General features: G+C 72.0%; 17 protein-coding genes. 11 read left to right on the forward strand and 6 right to left on the reverse strand.

The features are described 5' to 3' along the window. Position 1: 1 nt before the first annotated feature. Positions 2-466 (reverse strand): ATP-binding protein, encoded by a 465-nt coding sequence (locus ACFWSK_RS09185; RefSeq protein ID WP_383783235.1) that lies wholly within the window; start codon positions 464-466, stop codon positions 2-4. A 245-nt stretch (positions 467-711) separates the two neighbouring features. On the opposite strand from ACFWSK_RS09185, the gene ACFWSK_RS09190 reads away from it, so the two are divergent. Further along, the gene (locus tag ACFWSK_RS09190) at positions 712-1,539 is read left to right on the forward strand and encodes an enoyl-CoA hydratase family protein (RefSeq protein ID WP_383783236.1); all 828 of its coding nucleotides are present in this window, start codon (positions 712-714) and stop codon (positions 1,537-1,539) included. A 4-nt stretch (positions 1,540-1,543) separates the two neighbouring features. Further along, positions 1,544-3,826: a bifunctional salicylyl-CoA 5-hydroxylase/oxidoreductase gene (locus ACFWSK_RS09195; RefSeq protein WP_383783237.1), complete on the forward strand. Its 2,283-nt coding sequence runs from the start codon at positions 1,544-1,546 to the stop codon at positions 3,824-3,826. On the opposite strand, the gene ACFWSK_RS09200 is transcribed toward ACFWSK_RS09195, so the two are convergent. From ACFWSK_RS09200 to ACFWSK_RS09215, 4 genes are read right to left on the reverse strand one after another with little or no spacing between them, the layout of a single operon-like run. Then, entirely contained in the window at positions 3,813-4,298 is a 486-nt protein-coding gene (locus ACFWSK_RS09200) for a hypothetical protein (RefSeq protein WP_383783238.1), read from the reverse strand. The two genes, ACFWSK_RS09195 and ACFWSK_RS09200, sit on opposite strands and share 14 nt — an antisense overlap. Beyond that, the gene (locus ACFWSK_RS09205) at positions 4,295-5,119 is read right to left on the reverse strand and encodes a GNAT family N-acetyltransferase (RefSeq protein ID WP_383783239.1); all 825 of its coding nucleotides are present in this window, start codon (positions 5,117-5,119) and stop codon (positions 4,295-4,297) included. The genes ACFWSK_RS09200 and ACFWSK_RS09205 overlap by 4 nt, the downstream gene beginning before the upstream one ends. 53 nt (positions 5,120-5,172) lie before the next feature. Next, positions 5,173-5,991 carry a PaaX family transcriptional regulator C-terminal domain-containing protein gene (locus ACFWSK_RS09210; protein ID WP_383783240.1) on the reverse strand — a complete coding sequence of 273 codons (819 nt, stop codon included), beginning with the start codon at positions 5,989-5,991 and terminating at the stop codon, positions 5,173-5,175. Positions 5,992-6,000: 9 nt separating this feature from the next. Next, positions 6,001-7,659, reverse strand: a complete 1,659-nt coding sequence (locus ACFWSK_RS09215; RefSeq protein ID WP_383783241.1) for an AMP-binding protein — start codon at positions 7,657-7,659, stop codon at positions 6,001-6,003. 91 nt (positions 7,660-7,750) lie between these two features. Between ACFWSK_RS09215 and ACFWSK_RS09220 the strand changes: the two genes are divergently transcribed. The 9 genes from ACFWSK_RS09220 to ACFWSK_RS09260 all read left to right on the forward strand — a co-directional run bounded on the left by ACFWSK_RS09220 (position 7,751) and on the right by ACFWSK_RS09260 (position 16,959). Next, the gene (locus tag ACFWSK_RS09220) at positions 7,751-8,878 is read left to right on the forward strand and encodes an acyl-CoA dehydrogenase family protein (protein ID WP_383783242.1); all 1,128 of its coding nucleotides are present in this window, start codon (positions 7,751-7,753) and stop codon (positions 8,876-8,878) included. Continuing rightward, positions 8,875-9,276, forward strand: a complete 402-nt coding sequence (locus tag ACFWSK_RS09225; RefSeq protein ID WP_383783243.1) for a RidA family protein — start codon at positions 8,875-8,877, stop codon at positions 9,274-9,276. The genes ACFWSK_RS09220 and ACFWSK_RS09225 overlap by 4 nt, the downstream gene beginning before the upstream one ends. Before the next feature lie 368 nt (positions 9,277-9,644). Further along, positions 9,645-12,545 (forward strand): Na+/H+ antiporter subunit A, encoded by a 2,901-nt coding sequence (locus ACFWSK_RS09230; protein WP_383783244.1) that lies wholly within the window; start codon positions 9,645-9,647, stop codon positions 12,543-12,545. Then, entirely contained in the window at positions 12,542-13,153 is a 612-nt protein-coding gene (locus ACFWSK_RS09235) for a Na(+)/H(+) antiporter subunit C (protein ID WP_383783245.1), read from the forward strand. The genes ACFWSK_RS09230 and ACFWSK_RS09235 overlap by 4 nt, the downstream gene beginning before the upstream one ends. Beyond that, positions 13,150-14,799 carry a Na+/H+ antiporter subunit D gene (locus ACFWSK_RS09240; RefSeq protein WP_383783246.1) on the forward strand — a complete coding sequence of 550 codons (1,650 nt, stop codon included), beginning with the start codon at positions 13,150-13,152 and terminating at the stop codon, positions 14,797-14,799. The genes ACFWSK_RS09235 and ACFWSK_RS09240 overlap by 4 nt, the downstream gene beginning before the upstream one ends. Next, positions 14,796-15,425 (forward strand): Na+/H+ antiporter subunit E, encoded by a 630-nt coding sequence (locus ACFWSK_RS09245; RefSeq protein WP_383783247.1) that lies wholly within the window; start codon positions 14,796-14,798, stop codon positions 15,423-15,425. The genes ACFWSK_RS09240 and ACFWSK_RS09245 overlap by 4 nt, the downstream gene beginning before the upstream one ends. Then, on the forward strand, positions 15,422-15,763 hold the full coding sequence (locus ACFWSK_RS09250) for a monovalent cation/H+ antiporter complex subunit F (RefSeq protein ID WP_383783248.1): 342 nt from the start codon (positions 15,422-15,424) through the stop codon (positions 15,761-15,763). The genes ACFWSK_RS09245 and ACFWSK_RS09250 overlap by 4 nt, the downstream gene beginning before the upstream one ends. Next, a complete protein-coding gene (gene mnhG, locus ACFWSK_RS09255) occupies positions 15,760-16,113 on the forward strand; it encodes a monovalent cation/H(+) antiporter subunit G (RefSeq protein WP_383783249.1) in 354 nt (117 codons plus the stop codon). The genes ACFWSK_RS09250 and mnhG overlap by 4 nt, the downstream gene beginning before the upstream one ends. A gap of 111 nt (positions 16,114-16,224) precedes the next feature. After that, the gene (locus tag ACFWSK_RS09260; RefSeq protein WP_383783250.1) at positions 16,225-16,959 is read left to right on the forward strand and encodes a CDP-alcohol phosphatidyltransferase family protein; all 735 of its coding nucleotides are present in this window, start codon (positions 16,225-16,227) and stop codon (positions 16,957-16,959) included. Here the strand turns inward: ACFWSK_RS09260 and ACFWSK_RS09265 are convergent. Further along, positions 16,928-17,374: an adenylyltransferase/cytidyltransferase family protein gene (locus tag ACFWSK_RS09265; protein WP_185297793.1), complete on the reverse strand. Its 447-nt coding sequence runs from the start codon at positions 17,372-17,374 to the stop codon at positions 16,928-16,930. The genes ACFWSK_RS09260 and ACFWSK_RS09265 overlap by 32 nt on opposite strands. Positions 17,375-17,512: the final 138 nt, after the last annotated feature.

Genomic DNA, 17,512 nt, shown 5'->3' on the forward strand with positions numbered 1-17,512 from the left:
ATCACTCCGCCGCGCGGGCGTGCCGCGTGGGAGGGGACGGCTGGGCGGGGATCGCGGGCAGGGTGAACCACACCGCCTTGCCCTGCTCCGTCGTGCGGTGACCGCAGGCGGAGCTCAGCGTGCGGATCAGCAGGAGGCCGCGGCCGTGCTCCTGCCAGGGATCGGGAGTGCTGCCCGCGGCGGGGCGGGAGAGGTCGCCCGGCGGGGACGGGTCGCGGTCGTGGACCTCGACCTGGCAGCCGGCCGCCATGAGCTCCACGACCAGTTCGATGGGCTCGTCGCCGTCCGTGTGCTCGACGGCGTTGGCGACCAGTTCGGCGGTGAGGAGTTCCGCGGTGTAGCTGTCAGCGGGGGCGTCGATGTCCGTGAGCGCGGTACGGATGAGCGCGCGGGCGATCGGCACGGCTGCCGTGGAGTGCGGCAGGGCGATACGCCATGACGCGGGAATGGGGACATCGGGGGGCACAGCTGATTCCGTTCCGGGCGGGACTTCCTGGTATCGACAAATCCTGCGTTCAACCATACGAAGTGGGGTGGCGCAGTCATAGAGGCGGTGGACCGGCACGAAAGGGACCTTCGCCACAACGCTCGCATGTTTGGGTTATCGCGCCCTCCTGACGGCGGTCACATATGAGTGATAACTTCGAGGTGGATCGAGTCGCCCGGAGCGGGCAGGCTCAGCGGCCCGTCGGCTGAAGGGGACCACCTCCCATGAGCCCTTTTCCCAGTTCCGCCCCACGTACGGAGGACTGGCACCATCTGCGGCTGGCCCGGGACGACGGCGTCGCGACCGTCACCCTCGCCCGGCCCGAGAAGCTCAACGCGCTCACCTTCGGCGCCTATGCCGACCTGCGCGACCTCCTGGCGGAACTGTCCCGCGAACGCTCCGTGCGCGCCCTCGTACTGTCCGGTGAGGGGCGCGGCTTCTGTTCCGGAGGTGATGTGGACGACATCATCGGCGCCACACTGGCGATGGATACCGCCGAGCTCCTCGACTTCAACCGGATGACCGGACAGGTTGTACGCGCCCTTCGTGAATGCCCCTTCCCGGTTATCGCCGCCGTACACGGCGTGGCGGCGGGAGCCGGGGCCGTTCTCGCACTCGCGGCCGACTTCCGCGTCGCCGACCCGACCGCCCGCTTCGCCTTCCTCTTCACCCGGGTCGGCCTCTCCGGCGGCGACATGGGCGCGGCCTATCTGCTGCCACGCGTCGTCGGACTCGGCCACGCCACGCGGCTGCTCATGCTGGGCGACCCCGTCCACGCCCCCGAGGCGGAACGCATCGGCCTGATCAGCGAGCTCACGGCCGAAGGACAGGCCGATGCCCGCGCGGCGGCGCTCGCCCGCAGACTCGCCGACGGACCGGCGCTCGCACTCGCGCAGACGAAGGCGCTCCTCACCGCCGAGCTCGACATGCCCCTCGCGGCCTCCGTCGAAATGGACGCCGCCACCCAGGCACTCCTGATGAACGGTGAGGACTACGCCGAGTTCCACGCGGCCTTCACCGAGAAGCGCCCGCCGAAGTGGCAGGGCAGGTAGCGCGATGTCCGACGACTCGATGCGGATCGCGGTCATCGGCGGCGGCCCCGGCGGCCTGTACGCGGCGGCGCTGCTCAAGCGGCTCGGCCCCGGGCGCGACATCACCGTCTGGGAGCGCAACGCCCCGGACGACACCTTCGGCTTCGGTGTCGTCCTCTCCGACGAGACCCTCGGCGGGATCGAGCACGCCGACCCCGTCGTGTACGCGGCACTGAGGGACGAGTTCGTCCGCTGGGACACCATCGACATCGTCCACCGGGGCCGCACCGAGACGTCCGGCGGGCATGGTTTCGCGGCGCTCGGCCGCCGAAGGCTCCTGGAGATCCTGCACGCCCGCTGCCACTCCCTCGGCGTCCGTCTCCACTTCCGCACCGGGGCGCCGCCCGCCGCCGAACTCGCCGCAGCGTACGACCTGGTGATCGCCGCCGACGGTGTGCACAGCGCCACCCGCGAGGCACACGCAGACGTCTTCCGCCCGCACCTCACCACGCACCGCAACCGCTACGTCTGGCTCGCCGCGGACTTCGCACTCGACGCCTTCCGTTTCGAGATCGTGGAGACCGAGTACGGCGTGATGCAACTGCACGCCTATCCCTTCTCCGCCGACGCCTCCACCGTCATCGTCGAGATGCGCGAGGAGGTGTGGCGGGCCGCAGGGCTCGACCGGTGCGACGCGGCCGAGTCCACCGAACGCTGCGCCAAGACGTTCGCCGACGCCCTCGACGGCCGGCCGCTGCGCTCCAACAAGTCCTCGTGGCTCACCTTCACCACCGTCGTCAACGAGCGGTGGTCGCACGGCCGTACCGTCCTCATCGGCGACGCCGCCCACACCGCGCACTTCTCCATCGGCTCCGGCACCAAGCTCGCCGTCGAGGACGCCCTCGCGCTGGCCGCCTGTATCGAGGAACAGCCCGGCCTGCGTACGGCACTCGACGCGTACGAGACGGAGCGCCGCCCGGTCGTCGCATCGACACAGCGCGCGGCGGCGGCCAGCCTGCGCTGGTTCGAGGAGCTGGACACGTACGTGGACCAGTCGCCCCGCAGATTCGCCTTCAACCTCCTCACCCGCAGCCGCCGCGTCACCCATGACAACCTCCGGCTGCGCGACCCCGCCTTCACCGGTGCCGTCGAGGAGGAGTTCGGCTGCCCGCCCGGCACCCCGCCGATGTTCACCCCGCTGCGCCTGCGCGGACTGGAACTGCGCAACCGGGTCGTCGTCTCGCCCATGGACATGTACTCCGCCACCGACGGCGTCCCCGGCGACTTCCACCTCGTCCACCTGGGCGCACGCGCACTGGGCGGCGCGGGACTCACCATGACCGAGATGGTCTGCGTGAGCCCCGAAGGCCGCATCACCCCCGGCTGCGCCGGCCTCTACACCGACGAACAGGCCGCCGCCTGGACCCGGATAGCCGACTTCGTGCACCACAGCGCCCCCGGCGCCGCGATCGGCGTCCAGCTCGGCCACTCCGGCCGCAAGGGCTCCACCAAACGCATGTGGGAGGGCATCGACCAGCCGCTGGACGAGGGCAACTGGCCGGTGTCCGCCGCCTCCCCGCTCCCGTACGCGCCCGGTGTCAGCCAGGTGCCCGAGGCGCTGGACCGGGACGGACTCGACGCGATCCGCGAGGAGTTCACCGCGGCCGCCCGCCGGGCCGCGGACTGCGGCTTCGACCTCCTCGAACTCCACTGCGCCCACGGGTACTTGCTCTCCGGATTCCTCTCCCCGCTCACCAACCACCGCACCGACGCGTACGGCGGCCCGCTGGAGAACCGGCTCCGCTTCCCCCTCGACGTCTTCGACGCCGTCCGCGCGCAGTGGCCCGCCGACCGGCCCATGACCGTGCGCATCTCCGCCACCGACTGGGCCGACGGCGGAACGAGCGCCGAGGACGCCCTCGGTATCGCCAGGGCCTTCGCCGAACACGGCGCCGACGCCATCGACGTGTCCACCGGGCAGGTCGTCCCGGACGAACGCCCCGAGTACGGCCGCTCCTACCAGACCCCGTACGCCGACCGGCTCCGTAACACCCTCGGCGTCCCCGTCATCGCGGTCGGCGCCATCTCCTCCTGGGACGACGTCAACTCGCTGCTGCTCGCGGGCCGCGCCGACCTCTGCGCCCTGGCCCGCCCCCACCTCTACGACCCGCACTGGACCCTGCACGCGGCGGCCGAGCAGGGCTACCGCGGACCCGGCGCCTCCTGGCCCCCGCCGTACCGCGCGGGCAGCCGCACCCCGCCCGCAGGCCGCACCGACGCGCCCAGACCACGGCTCACGCTGAGCTGAGCGTCAGGCACTCGTGGCAGCGGCAGGGGGTGGGGTGGGGGATACCGGGCCACCGGGCGAGGCGCTCCTCGGCGGCCTGCCGCTCGAACCGGGCCGCACGCTCCTCGGTGAGCTCCCGGCCCTCCCAGTCACGGCCCGCGGTGTCCTCCGCGTCCCGCCGCAGAACCACGGGGCTGCGGACCAACGCGGCCCGGAAGGTGTGCAGATGGCGCGTCGCCAGGTCGAGCGTGATGTAGGTACCGGTGTGGCGCCCCCGCCCGATGGTGGTCAGTACGTCGGCGCCACCGGGACGGTAGCCGATCACGTACACCTTCGAGCCGCCCCGGCACGCCTTGGTCCCCGGCCGCAGTTCCTGGCCGCCCTTCCCGTACCGCCGCCACCGCACCACGTTCGCCGCTATCAGCCACCGCGGCTCCAGCTCCGGCTCCTCCTCCGGCGTCGCGTCCTCGCTCATGCCCGCGTTCTCGCTCATGCCCGCGCCACCGCACTGACCAACAGCCGGTCCGAGACGGTCTCGAAGCCGATGCGCCGGTACACGCCGTTGCTCGTCGGGTTCGCGAGGTCCGTGAAGAGCAGCACCTCTTCGGCGCCCGCCTCCCGCGCCGCCCGGCTGACCTCCGCCGTCACCGCCGCCCCGTATCCCCGGCCCCGGTACTCCGAAGGGGTGTAGACCGTCGTCACCCGCACCACACCCGCGATGTTCCGGGAGACGCCCGCCATCGCCACGGGCACACCCGTGTCCTCCCAGAGCGTCAGCCCGCCGTACGTCGTCCGGTCGTCGACGAGCCGCTCGACATGAGTGCCGGGCTGGCCGACCTGCTCGGCGAACGTGAAGTGCCAGTCCAGCAAAAGCTCCCGGTCGGCGGCCGTCGCCGTCCGCGGCCGGCCCGCCGGGGCCGGGGAGGGCGGGACGAGCGTCCCGAGCCGGTAGAGCCGCTGCTCCTCCTCGACCCGGTGGCCGGGCCAGTGCGCGACCAGCGCCTCGGCGGTCGCGCGGTCCGCGTTGATACGGGTCAGAGGGAGGGCGAGAGTGAGCGGAGTGATTGCTTCCGGGGCGGTCACGCCCAGAAACGGCGGATACGGCGGAGTGTGCACCAGTGTCCCCGCGATCTCGCCGCCGGCCCCCCGCCACCAGCCGAGCACCGGATCGCCCCCGCCATAGGCGTGCCGGCCATCGCGGCGCAGCGACGCGGTGACGGTCAGCACCAGGGTGTTGTCCGCGGGGCGGGCGGCCAGCCATTCACCCGCCGTATCCAGAAAAACGTCGACATCATCCGTGAAAGTCCAGGTCATGCCTCATCCTGCCGGTTGCGCAGTCCGGCAGTCACCCGAATTCCGGGCGCCGTTCACGGTCGTACGAAGCGCTCCCCGGCGTCGCGCAGCATCGCGTGCAGCAGTCCGAACACTTCTGCCGAGCGGCCCCCGGGCCAGTCCTTCGGCAGCAGTTCCTCCGGCAGTCCCGGGTCCGCGTACGGGAGCCGCCGCCAGGAGTCCAGGGCCGGCAGGTAGTCCCGGTAGGCGTCCTCCGGGTCCGGGGCGCTCCCGGGGGACCGCGCCTCCCACGTCTTCAGCACCGGCTCCTGCTGCTCCAGGAAGTCCAGGTGGAGACGGGCGATGGCGTCCAGGTCCCACCAGCGCGCCACCGACTCCTTCGTCGCCGCGAAGCCGAGGTGTTCCCCGCGGAAGAGGTCCACGTACGAGGCGAGTTCGAGCCGTTCCAGGGTGTGCCGGGTCTCCTCGTACAGCCCGGCGGGCGCGATCCACACCCCGGGTGCGGCCGTGCCGAAACCGAGGCGGGCCAGCCGGGAGCGCAGCAGATGCCGCTTGTGGCGCTCCGCCTCCGGTACGGAGAAGACGGCGAGCACCCAGCCGTCGGCGGCCCGGGGCTCCGGACGCTGATAGATGCGCCGGTCACCGTCGTCCAGCAGCTGCCGGGCGTCGGCGGACAGCGCGTAACCGGCCGCCCCGTCCGCCGTGCGGGCCGGGACGAGCAGCTCGCGGCGCTTGAGCCGGGAGACGGAGGAGCGTACGGAGGGCGCGTCGACACCGACGGCGCGCAGCAGACGGATCAGCTCGGCCACCGGCAGCGGTTCGTTGCCGGGGGAGCGACCGTACGCGCCGTAGAGGCTGACGATCAGGGAACGGGGAGTGTGCAGCTCGGCCACGTGATCACTCTAGAGCCCGTCCGCCGTGCCGTGCCGGTCCGCGCCCCCGCGCAGCCGGAAGCGCTGGAGCTTGCCGGTCGCGGTCCGGGGAAGCGCGGCCAGGAACTCGATGACGCGCGGGCACTTGTGCGGAGCCAGCTCGCCCTTCATATAGCGCCGCAGGGAGTCCGCGGTCTGGGCGGAGCCCTCGCGCAGCACCACGTACGCCACGACGATCTGCCCGCGCAGCTCATCCGTCCGGCCCACCACCGCCGCCTCGGTCACCTCCGGATGGCGCAACAGGGCGTCCTCCACCTCGGGGCCCGCGATGTTGTAGCCGGAGGAGATGATCATGTCGTCGGCGCGGGCGACGTAGCGGAAGTAGCCGTCCGGCTCGCGGACGTACGTGTCGCCGGTGATGTTCCAGCCGTGCCGCACGTAGTGCGTCTGCCGCTCGTCGGCGAGGTAGCGGCAGCCGACCGGGCCGCGCACGGCCAGCAGCCCCGGTTCGCCGTCCGGCAGCTCCTCGCCCGCCGGGTCCACCACCCGGGCCTGCCAGCCTGGCACGGGCCTCCCGGTGGTGCCGGGGCGGATGGCGTCGTCGGCGGCCGAGATGAAGATGTGCAGCAGTTCGGTGGCGCCGATGCCGTTGATGATGCGCAGACCGGTCCGCTCGTACCAGGACTCCCAGGTGGCGGTGGGCAGATTCTCCCCGGCGGAGACGCACCGGCGCAGCGCGGACAGGTCGTGCCCGTCGAGGTGGTCCAGCATCACCCGGTACGCGGTCGGTGCGGTGAACACCACGGAGACCCGGTGGGCGGCGAGCGCCGGCAGCAGCTGCTTCGGTCCCGCCTGCTCCAGCAGGAGCGCGGAAGCGCCCGCGCGCATCGGGAAGATGACCAGTCCGCCCAGCCCGAAGGTGAAGCCGAGCGGGGGACTCCCCGCGAACACGTCATCCGGCTCCGGGCGCAGGACGTGACGCGAGAAGGTGTCGGCGACGGCCAGCACATCGCGGTGGAAGTGCATACAGCCCTTGGGGCGCCCGGTGGTGCCCGAGGTGAAGGCGATCAGAGCGACGTCGTCGGCCGCGGTGTCCACCGGCTCGTACGGCCCGGTCCTGGACTCCGCCAGGCGCGTCAGATCGTCGGGTGTGTCACCCCCGTACTCCGTGATCCGCAGCTCCGGAACCCGGGCCTTGACCAGATCCTCGACGGACCGGGCATCGCACAGGGCATGGCTCACCCGGGCGAGTGAGCAGATGGTGGCCAGTTCCCGGGACCGCGCCTGCGCCAGTACGGTGACGGCGACCGCGCCCGCCTTCATGACCGCGAGCCAGCAGGCGGCCAGCCAGGCAGTGGTGGGGCCGCGCAGCAGGACCCGGTTGCCCGGTCGTACGCCCAGGCCGGTGGTGAGGACGTGGGCGATGCCGTCCACCCGGTCCCGCAGCTCCCCGTAGCTCCACACCCCGCCGTCGGCCTCGCGGAAGGCGGGGCGGTCGGGACCGAAGCGGCCGATGGTGCGGTCGAGGAGTTCGTATCCGCAGTTCAGCCGGCCCGGGTAGCGCAGCTCGGGCCGGTCGAAGACCAGCTCGGGCCACTGGGCGGCCGGTGGCAGTTGGTCGCGGGGAAACGTATCGGTGTGTGCGGTGGCACCGTGCGCGGACGCGTCCGGCGAGGAAATCGGCTCCATGAAGGATCGCCCCCTTGTCGCCCTTGGAGCGTATCGTTTGGGTGACGGTAGTCAACGGTTCGCGATAAGACGTGACAAGAGAGGCGCCGCCATGAACGCATTCTCGCTCGACCCGGCCCGGACCGCCTGGTGCGCGGAGCTGTACGAGGCGGCCGTGCACCAGCTGCGGCCGCTCGCCGAGAAGGGCGAGCCGGGCAGGGTGAACCGCCCACTGCTCGCCGCACTCGGCGAGCTGGGGCTCCTCGACCGGCTCTTCGGCTCCGGCGCGCTCGACCTCTGCCTGCTGCGCGAGTCACTCGCCCGCGGCTGCACGGAGGCCGAGACCGCCCTCGCGCTCCAGGGCCTCGGCGCCTGCCCCCTCGTCCAGGCCGGCACGCCCGCCCAACGCGAGCGCTGGCTGCCCGAGGTGCGTGCGGGCCGCGCCGTGGCCGCCTTCGCGCTGAGCGAGCCGAACGCCGGCTCCGATGCCGCCGCGCTCGCACTCGCCGCCCGGCCCACCCCGGACGGCTGGCGGCTGACCGGCGAGAAGTGCTGGATCTCCAACGCGCCCGAGGCCGATTTCTACACCGTCTTCGCCCGCACGACGCAGGGCGCTGGAGCCCGCGGCGTCACCGCGTTCCTGGTCCCCGCCGACCGCCCCGGGCTCACGGGGACGGCGCTGGACATGCTGTCCCCGCACCCCATCGGCGCACTGGACTTCGACGCCGTGCCCGTCACCGCCGACGACGTCCTGGGCGAGCCCGACCGGGGGTTCCGGGTCGCGATGAACACCCTCAACCTCTTCCGGCCGAGCGTCGGCGCCTTCGCGGTCGGCATGGCCCGCGCCGCCCTCGACGCCACCGTCGTACACACCGCGGAGCGCACCGCGTTCGGCGGACCGCTGAAGGACCTCCAGGCCGTCTCGCACCAGGTCGCCGAGATGGCGACCCGCACCGAGGCCGCCCGGCTCCTGGTGTACGCGGCGGCCGCGGCGTACGACGCGGGCGAGAGCGGCGTCCCCGGACGCGCAGCCATGGCCAAGCTGTACGCCACCGAGACCGCGCAGTACGTCGTCGACACGGCCGTCCAGCTGCACGGCGCCCGCGCCCTGCGCCGCGGCCACCTGCTCGAACACCTCTACCGGGAGGTCCGTGCGCCCCGGATCTACGAGGGCGCGAGCGAGGTGCAGCGCACGATCATCGCCAAGCAGCTGTACGCGACCCAGGAGCCGTCCGCATGAACCCGGTCAACCGGATCAACCCCGCCGAACTCTCCCCGCCCGCCGGGTTCTCGCACGCCGTCACCGTCACGGGGGGCCGCCTGGTCTTCCTCGCCGGACAGACCGCGCTCGACGAGGCCGGGAAGGTCGTCGGGAGCACCCTGCCCGAGCAGTTCGAGAAGGCCCTCGGCAATCTGCTCACCGCCCTGCGCGCGGCGGGCGGCACCCCCGCCGGTCTGGCGAGGGTCACCGTGTACGCCACGGACGTCGCCGACTACCGGGCGCACGCACCCGAACTGGGCCGGATCTGGCGGCGCCTGGCAGGCCGCGACTATCCGGCCATGGCGGTGGTCGGGGCCGTCCGCCTCTGGGACGAACAGGCGCTGGTCGAGCTCGACGGGGTGGCGGCACTCGACTGAACCGGCCACCCGGCCGGCCTCATCCGCTCGTTACGGCTGCGCCAGCACGTGCGCCGCCCCCGGGATGCCGACTTCAGCAGCTCGTCCTCCTCCGACGTGGTGGCAGGGCCGGTCTCAGACGTGCCACGGTGACCCGCCAGTCGGCGAATCCGTGTACTCGGGGCGGTAGCGGTCGCCGTACAGCCGGGTCCGCAGCTACCGCCGCACCGACGGTCTCCCGGACGAGGTCCCCGATGTCCGGAGCCGGAGCCGGAGCCGGAGCGGAAGCGAACCGCGCCGGGCGCGGCGCGGCGTACGGGTGAACAGGGCTGGGCGATATATCTGTAATCAGTGCCCTTTGTCCAGGAAGCCGTTCAGGACCTCGCTTCATGACCACGCTCATCGTCTGCCACTTCGTGCTGGCGGCCTGCGCGGCCCCGCTGGTGCGCCGGCTCGGCAGACGGGCCTTCCTCGTGCTCGCGCTGCCCCCGGCCGCCGCCACGGTCTGGGCGGCCGTCCGGTGGGAGGGCGCCGCGGCCGGGGAGTCGGTCACCTGGTCGTGGCAGTGGATTCCGGCGTACGACGTCTCGGTGGCCCTGCGCCTGGACGCGCTCGCCGAACTGATGGTGCTGCTCGCGGCCGGCATCGGCACGCTGGTGCTGCTCTACTGCGCGTCGTACTTCGCCGACGACGCCCCGGGCCTGGCCGGATTCGCCGGTAACCTGCTGGCCTTCGCGGGCGCCATGCTCGCCCTCGTCCTCGCCGACGACCTGATCTCGCTCTATGTGTTCTGGGAACTGACCACGGTCTTCTCCTTCCTGCTGATCGGCTACGGCAGCGAGCACAAGCACAACCGCCGCTCCGCCCTCCAGGCCCTCACCGTGACCACGTTCGGCGGCCTCGCGATGCTCATCGGCTTCCTGATCATCGGTCAGGCGGCCGGTACCTACCGGATCTCCACGATCGTGGCCGATCCGCCCGAGCCCACGCTCGCCGTCTCGGTCGCCGTGGTCCTGGTGCTGTGCGGCGCACTGTCCAAGTCCGCGATCTGGCCGTTCTCCCTGTGGCTGCCGAACGCGATGGCCGCGCCCACCCCGGTCAGCGCCTATCTGCACGCCGCCGCGATGGTCAAGGCCGGGGTCTACCTCGTGGCACGGCTCGCACCCGCCTTCGCCGACGTCCCGGTCTGGCGGCCCGTCGTCCTCGTGCTGGGGGCCGCGACCATGCTGCTCGGCGGCTGGCGCGCGCTGCGCCTGAACGACCTCAAACTCGTCCTCGCCTACGGGACCGTCAGCCAGCTCGGCTTCCTCACCGTCCTCGCCGGGGCCGGCTACCGCGACGCGGCACTCGCCGCCGCCGTCATGATCCTGGGGCACGCCCTGTTCAAGGCCCCGCTGTTCCTCGTGACCGGCATCGTCGACCATGCCGCGGGCACCCGCGATCTGCGAAAACTCTCCGGCGTCGGCCGGGCACTGCCCCACGTGTGCGCGGTCGCGGTGCTGGCCGCCGCCTCCATGGCCGCGCTGCCCCCGCTCCTGGGCTTCGCAGCCAAGGAAGCGGCCTTCGAAGCACTGCTGGAGGGCGACCTCGCGGACCGGTGGACGCTGGCCGCCACGGTCGTGGGCTCGGCGCTGACCACCGCGTACACCGTGCGGTTCGTCTGGGGGGCCTTCGCCCGTAAACCCGGCGTCGCCGACACCCCCGTGCACCGGGTCGGCGCGGCCTTCCTCGCGCCGCCCGCGCTCCTCGCCGTCGGCGGGCTCGTGCTGGGCCCCGGCGTCGGCCTGACCGACCGGCTGTTCGCCGCCTACGCGGACACGTTCCCCGCGTCCGGGGAGCCGTACCACCTCGCCCTCTGGCACGGCTTCGGCACGGCCCTGCTGCTGTCGGCGCTCGCCTGGGCGGGCGGTGCCCTGCTCTTCGCCCGGCGCTCCGCCGTCACCCGGCTCTCCCGGCGGATCGCCTGGCCCACCGCCGACAGCGTCTTCGGCCACCTCCTCCTCGGCCTGGAACGCCTCGCCCTCCAGGTCACCGGCTTCGTACAGCGCGGCTCGCTCTCCGTCTATCTGGCCACCGTCCTGGCGGTGCTACTGACCGGGCAACTGGCCGTGCTCGCCACCGACCGGCCCTGGCGCGGGGCGGCGGCGCCGCACCTGTGGGACGTCCCGCTCCAGGGCGCGGTGGCGGTGCTGACGTGCGGGGCCGCGCTGTTCTGTCTGACGGTGAGCCGCCGGATGAAGGCCGTGGTCCTGGCGGGACTGACGGGCTACGGGGCCGCGTTGCTGTTCGTCGTCCAGGGAGCCCCCGACCTGGCGCTCACCCAGTTCTGCGTCGAGACCGTGTCGATGGTCGTGTTCGTGCTCGTCCTGCGCAGGATGCCGGTGCGCTTCGAGGAGTCGGTCAGTACGTGGCGGCGCGCCGTACGCATCCCGCTCGCGCTGGCCGCGGCGGCGACGGTCGGCGTGGTCGTGTGGGCCGCGGCGTCCGCACGCACGGCACCACCGGCGGGCGCCGCGATGGTCGAGGAGACCGCCCGCCACGGGCTCAAGGACGTGGTGGCCACCATCCTCGTCGACCTGCGGTCCTGGGACACCATGGGGGAGTCCGCCGTGCTCGCCGCCGCGGCGATCGGGGTGACCAGTCTGATCTACCTGCACCGCCGCAGCGAGGGAACGATGGCGCAGGCGGATCTGGAGGGCCGTACCGCCTGGTCGCTGTCCGCCCCACCGCTGACCGGACTGCCGCAGGGCGACGAGGCGGCGCCCGAGAGGAGCTGGCTGGCCGCCGGGGAGACGCTCGCGCCGGAGCACCGCTCCGTCGTCCTCGAAGTGATGGCGCGGCTGCTCTTCCACCCCATCCTGATCCTCTCGGTCTACCTGCTGTTCTGCGCCGAGAACATGCCGGGCGGCGGATTCGTCGCAGGGCTCGTCGCCGGGGTCGCCCTCATCACCCGCTATCTGGCGGGCGGCCGGTTCGAACTGGCCGAGGCGGCGCCGCTCCAGCCCGGACTCTTCACCGGCCTCGGTCTGCTCATCTCCACCGGGGTCGCGCTGCTCGGTCTCGCCAAGGGCACGGTCCTGCTCGCCTGGACGCACAAGGGGCACCTGCCCGTGTTCGGCGACTACCACCTCGGATCGACGGTCCTCTTCGACTTCGGTGTCTATCTGCTCGTCCTGGGAGTGGTCCTGGACATCGTGCGCGCGCTCGGTGCCAAGATCGACCGGCAGATCGAACGGGCCGCGGGTGCGCTCGCCCCGGCCGACGGCCCGGCGGGAGGTTCCGGCCGATGACGGTCAGCCTCTCGCTCCTCGTCCCGGCCGTGGTGCTCTGCGCGGTCGGCGGCATCCTCATGCTCACCCGGCCTCTCACCCGCATCCTGCTGGGCGCCGTGATCGCGGGCAACGGCATCAATCTGCTCGTCCTGACCGCCGGCGGCTCGGCCGGCCGGGAGCCGCTGCTCTACGGCGTACCCCTGCACCGGGTCACCGACCCGCTGCCGCAGGCCATCGCGGTCACCGCCATCGTCATCACCCTCGCCACCACCGCGTTCCTCCTGGCCATGGCCTACCGCAGCCACCAGCTGACCGGCACCGACGAGGTCCACGACGACCTGGAGGACCGGCGCATCGCGCTGCGTACCGAAGTGATGGGCCAGCGGGCCCAGCTGCGCGAGGAGTTCCGGAGCGGCTCCCCGCCCACCCGGGGAGAGCGCACCCGCTACCGGGACGAGCACCGGCGGCTGCGCGAGAAGCTGCGCGCCGACCGCGCCCTGCAGGCCCGCGGCCGCGACGCATCCGGCGACCTCTGGCACGACGTGCTGGGCGCGGACCCGGAGGACTACGCGGCCGAGAGGCGGGGCGACGGACCCGAAGAACCCGACCGAGGAGCCACCGGATGAACACGCTCGTCCCGCTGCCGGTGCTGCTGCCGCTCTGCGCCACCGGCCTCAGCCTCGCCTTCGGCACCCGGCTCAAGCGCTTCCAGCGCTTCATCAGCGTCACCGTGCTGAGCGCGGTGCTGGCTCTCTCCGTCGCCCTGATGATCGCCGCGGACCGCGACGGCCCGCTCTCCGTCCACCTCGGCGACTTCGCCCCGCCGCTCGGCATCACCCTGGTCGCCGACCGGCTGTCCGGGCTGATGCTCACCGTCTCCTCGGCCGTCACGCTCTGCGTGCTGGTCTACTCCCTCGGCCAGGGCATGGCCGACCGGGACGGGGAGACCCCGGTGGCCGTCTTCCACCCCGCCTACCTCATCCTCGTCGCCGGGGTCTCCTGCACGTTCCTCGCCGGAGACCTCGTCAACCTCTACGTCGGCTTCGAGATCATGCTCGTGGCCAGCTTCGTCCTGCTCACCCTGGGCGGCACCGGGCCCCGCGTCCGCGCGGGCTCCACCTACGTGATCATCTCGCTGTTCTCGTCGATGGTGTTCCTGATCGCCATCGCCACCACGTACGCGGCCACGGGCACCGCCAACTTCACCCAGCTGGCAGGCCGGCTGGGTGAACTGCCCGTCGGCGTCCAGACGCTGATCCACGTCACGCTGCTCACCGTCTTCGCCGTCAAGGCCGCCGTGTTCCCGCTCGCCGCGTGGCTGCCCGACTCCTACCCCACCGCACCGGCCCCCGTCACCGCCGTCTTCGCCGGGCTCCTCACCAAGGTCGGCGTCTACTGCATGCTGCGGACGGAGACCCTGCTCTTCCCCGGCAACCGGCTCGGCGATCTGCTGATGATCGCCGCACTGGCCTCCATGGTCATCGGCATCCTGGGCGCCGTCGCCCAGACCGACCTGAAGCGGGTGCTCTCCTTCACCCTCATCAGCCACATCGGCTACATGGTCTTCGGTATCGGTCTCGCCACCCGCGAGGCGTACGGCGGCGCGATCGTCTACGTCGCCCACCACATCACCGTGCAGACCACGCTCTTCCTCGTCGCGGGGCTGATCGAACGGCGCACGGGCACCACCGAACTCACCCGGATCGGCGGCCTCGCCAAGGTCGCCCCGGTGATCGCCGTCCTCTTCTTCGTCCCCGCGATGAATCTCGCCGGGATCCCGCCGCTGTCCGGGTTCATCGGGAAGCTGGGTCTCATGCGGGCCGGTGTCGCCGACGGCGGTGTCCTGGCCCGGGTCCTGGTGACCGGGTCGGTGGTCACCAGTCTGCTGACGCTGTACGTGATGGCGAAGGTCTGGAACCTGGCGTTCTGGCGGGCCGCCCCGCCCGGCCAGGCCGAGGACGGCACGGTCCTGGAGACCGACGACGAGTCCGACGACGACGCCGACGCGGGCCCCGACCGGATGCTGGGCACCGGGGACGAAGGAGTGCGGGGGCACCACCCGGCCGGCCGGGTGGTGGCGGCCACCCTGCACGGCCACGCGGTCACCACCACGACCCGGCTGTCGCGCACGATGACGGCGGCGACCGCGGGAGCCGTCGCCCTCGGGCTGGCGTTCACCGTGCTCGCCGGACCGCTGACCGCGTACGCCGGCCGCGCCGCGGCCGAGCTCATCGAACGGTCCCCCTACGTCGAGGAGGTGCTCGGACGATGAAGCGGGTACTCACCCTGTCCTTCCGCAACAAGGAACTTCCGCCCTTCAGCTGCGAGTTCGGTGAGCGGCGGCGCGTCCTCGACCTGCCGCTGCTCGCCTGGCTCACCCTCATCTGGGTCCTGCTGTGGTCCACGCTGAGCTGGGCCAACGTCATCACCGGCGCCGTCGTATCGGTGGCCGTGTGTCTGGCTTTCCCGCTGCCGAGGGTCGACCTCGGACTGCGGCTGCACCCCTGGGGCATCCTGTGCCTCGCCGGGTACCTGCTCTACGACATGTACACCTCGGGAGTGCGGGTCACCCGCCAGATCTTCGACGGGGAGGCCCACCGGGCCGCCGTCATCGGTGTCCCGCTGCGCTGCCGCAGCGATCTGATGCTCGCCGCGACCGCCGTCGCCGTGTCCAACGTGCCGGGCGGCTCCATCGTCGAGGTACGCCGTGCGACGGCCACGGTCTTCCTGCATGTGCTCGACGCGGACAGACCCGCCGCTCTGGAGGCGGCACGGCGTTCCGTCTGGCGCATGGAGGAGCTCACGGTACGGGCCTTCGGCACCCGCGACGAGATCGACCGCGTCGGCCAGCCACCCCCCGGCCCCGCACGCTCCGGTCCGGGGAGAGGTACGGCATGAGCGCTCCCGAGACCCTCGACCGGATCCTGCTGACCGCCGCCGTGGTGATGATCGTCGTCGCCGGGATGCTGCTGCTGATCCGCATCCGGCGAGGTCCCTCCATGCTCGACCGGGCCATCGCGCTGGATGTGTGCGCGGCCCTGATCATCGCGGGTCTCGGCGCCAAGTCCGCGTTCTCCAGGGACCCCTACTACTTCCCGATCATGATGGTGCTGGCGTTCCTCGGTTTCACCGGCTCGGTGGGCATCGCCCGCTTCATCGCCGTACGTGACCGGCCGACGCCCCACGGGACTCCGCCGCCCTCCGCACCCACCGGCAGCAAGGAGGGGACCGAGTGAGCGCCTGGTCCCAGACCGCCGACACGGCCGGCGCCGTCCTCGTTCTCCTGGGGGCGGCGATCTCGCTGCTCGGTGTCATCGGCATGCTGCGGCTGCCCGACGTCCTGTCACGCAGCCATGCCGCGACGAAGCCGCAGACCCTCGGCATGCTGCTCGTGCTGATCGGGGTCGGGCTGCGGCTGCGCAGCGGCATGGACATGGCCACCCTCGGCCTGGTCGTCTTCTTCCAGATGATGACCGGCCCGGTCGCCGCCCACCTGGTGGCCCGCTCGGCCTACCGCACCGGCCAGGTCGACCACGAGCAACTGCTCTTCGACGAACTGGACGAGCAGCTGACCGAGGAGCGCTGACGGGGCCTGCCCGTACGGGTGGGAGGCCGCAGGCCGCCCAAACGCGAACACGGCCCACGGGAAGGATCTCCGCATGCCATGATGCGGGCACCGCTGGACGCTGGGGGGCGTATGGGAAGCACAGGTACGGTGCTGCGCGAGTTGCGCGGTGCACAGAAGACGGCCAAGGGCGTGTCGCTGTACTCGCGCCACGTGAACCGGCCCGCCGGGAGGGTGCTCGCGGCCGGGGCCTACCGGGTGGGGCTCTCTCCCAACCAAGTCACCCTGGTCAGCGCAGCGTTCACCCTCGCCGCCATCCTGACGGTCGCGCTCGCCGAGCCCTCGTGGGCGCTCGGCGCGGCCGTCTACGCGGGGCTGGCCATCGGCTTCGCCTTCGACTCGGCGGACGGCCAGCTCGCCCGGCTCACCGGGAAGGGCGGCCCCGACGGCGAATGGCTGGACCATGTCGTCGACTGCGCGAAGATGATCCTGGTCCACACCGCCGTACTCGTCTCGTTCTACCGCTTCGCCGAACTGCCTTCGGACGGCTGGCTGTTGCTGCCGCTCGGCTTCCTGTTCGTCGCGGTGCTCACCTTCTGCGCCGGGCTGCTCCGCGAGCAGCTCGGCAAGGCGGCGGCCGTGGCACGCCCGGCCCCCGCGGGCGGGCCCGCGGGCCCGGTCTCCCGGGTGCGGGCCGTGGCGCTCCTCCCCGCGGACTACGGGGTGTTCTGCCTGGTGTTCCTGCTGTCCGGGGCGCCCGGGATCTTCCTGGCCGGGTACGCCGCGCTCGCCGCCGTGCACGCCCTGTTCCTCGTGGCGTTTTTCGCCAAGTGGTTCAGGGAGCTGAGAGCGCTCCGGGCGGACTGACGAGTACGTCGAGAGCCCGGCGCAGCTGAGTGCTGGAGGTGTGCACGGTGTAGGGGAAGTAGACGACCTCCACGCCCACTTCGGCGAAGTCGCGCTCCAGCCGGAGCCCCTTCTCCGTGCCCCGCCAGTCGTCGCCCTTGAAGATCACGTCGAACCGGACCTGCTGCCAGGTCTCGACCTTGTCGGGCACGGTCTCGACGAACGCGGCGTCCACGAAACGGACGCTCCGGACGATCTCCAGCCGCTCGGGCAGGGGTATCACCGGCTTGTGGCCCTTGGCCAGCGCGGCCATCTCGTCAGAGACGACCCCGGCGACCAGGTAGTCGCACTGACTGCGCGCATGCCGCAGGATGTTCAGGTGTCCGACATGGAACAAGTCGTACACACCCGGCGCATATCCGACTCTGTGCACCATCCGCTGTCTCCCCCCGGAAATATCGGTATCGGTGTGGATCTCCAACGACCTTACTGTGAAGAACACTTGTGCAAGCCGTGAACGGATAAGCTCACCCCGGGGGACTGTTCCTTGGGAGGAGCAGTGGCTGTTCCGGGG

The sequence above is a fragment of the Streptomyces sp. NPDC058620 genome, from assembly GCF_042717135.1.
Lineage (GTDB): Bacteria > Actinomycetota > Actinomycetes > Streptomycetales > Streptomycetaceae > Streptomyces.

Bases quoted from the DNA above. Each gene is read 5' to 3' on its own strand.
- ACFWSK_RS09190 (WP_383783236.1), top strand. From the start codon at position 712: ATGAGCCCTTTTCCCAGTTCCGCCCCACGTACGGAGGACTGGCACCAT.
- ACFWSK_RS09195 (WP_383783237.1), top strand. From the start codon at position 1,544: ATGTCCGACGACTCGATGCGGATCGCGGTCATCGGCGGCGGCCCCGGC.
- ACFWSK_RS09200 (WP_383783238.1), bottom strand. From the start codon at position 4,298: ATGAGCGAGAACGCGGGCATGAGCGAGGACGCGACGCCGGAGGAGGAG.
- ACFWSK_RS09205 (WP_383783239.1), bottom strand. From the start codon at position 5,119: ATGACCTGGACTTTCACGGATGATGTCGACGTTTTTCTGGATACGGCG.
- ACFWSK_RS09215 (WP_383783241.1), bottom strand. From the start codon at position 7,659: ATGGAGCCGATTTCCTCGCCGGACGCGTCCGCGCACGGTGCCACCGCA.
- ACFWSK_RS09220 (WP_383783242.1), top strand. From the start codon at position 7,751: ATGAACGCATTCTCGCTCGACCCGGCCCGGACCGCCTGGTGCGCGGAG.
- ACFWSK_RS09225 (WP_383783243.1), top strand. From the start codon at position 8,875: ATGAACCCGGTCAACCGGATCAACCCCGCCGAACTCTCCCCGCCCGCC.
- ACFWSK_RS09230 (WP_383783244.1), top strand. From the start codon at position 9,645: ATGACCACGCTCATCGTCTGCCACTTCGTGCTGGCGGCCTGCGCGGCC.
- ACFWSK_RS09235 (WP_383783245.1), top strand. From the start codon at position 12,542: ATGACGGTCAGCCTCTCGCTCCTCGTCCCGGCCGTGGTGCTCTGCGCG.
- ACFWSK_RS09240 (WP_383783246.1), top strand. From the start codon at position 13,150: ATGAACACGCTCGTCCCGCTGCCGGTGCTGCTGCCGCTCTGCGCCACC.
- ACFWSK_RS09245 (WP_383783247.1), top strand. From the start codon at position 14,796: ATGAAGCGGGTACTCACCCTGTCCTTCCGCAACAAGGAACTTCCGCCC.
- ACFWSK_RS09250 (WP_383783248.1), top strand. From the start codon at position 15,422: ATGAGCGCTCCCGAGACCCTCGACCGGATCCTGCTGACCGCCGCCGTG.
- ACFWSK_RS09260 (WP_383783250.1), top strand. From the start codon at position 16,225: ATGGGAAGCACAGGTACGGTGCTGCGCGAGTTGCGCGGTGCACAGAAG.
- ACFWSK_RS09265 (WP_185297793.1), bottom strand. From the start codon at position 17,374: ATGGTGCACAGAGTCGGATATGCGCCGGGTGTGTACGACTTGTTCCAT.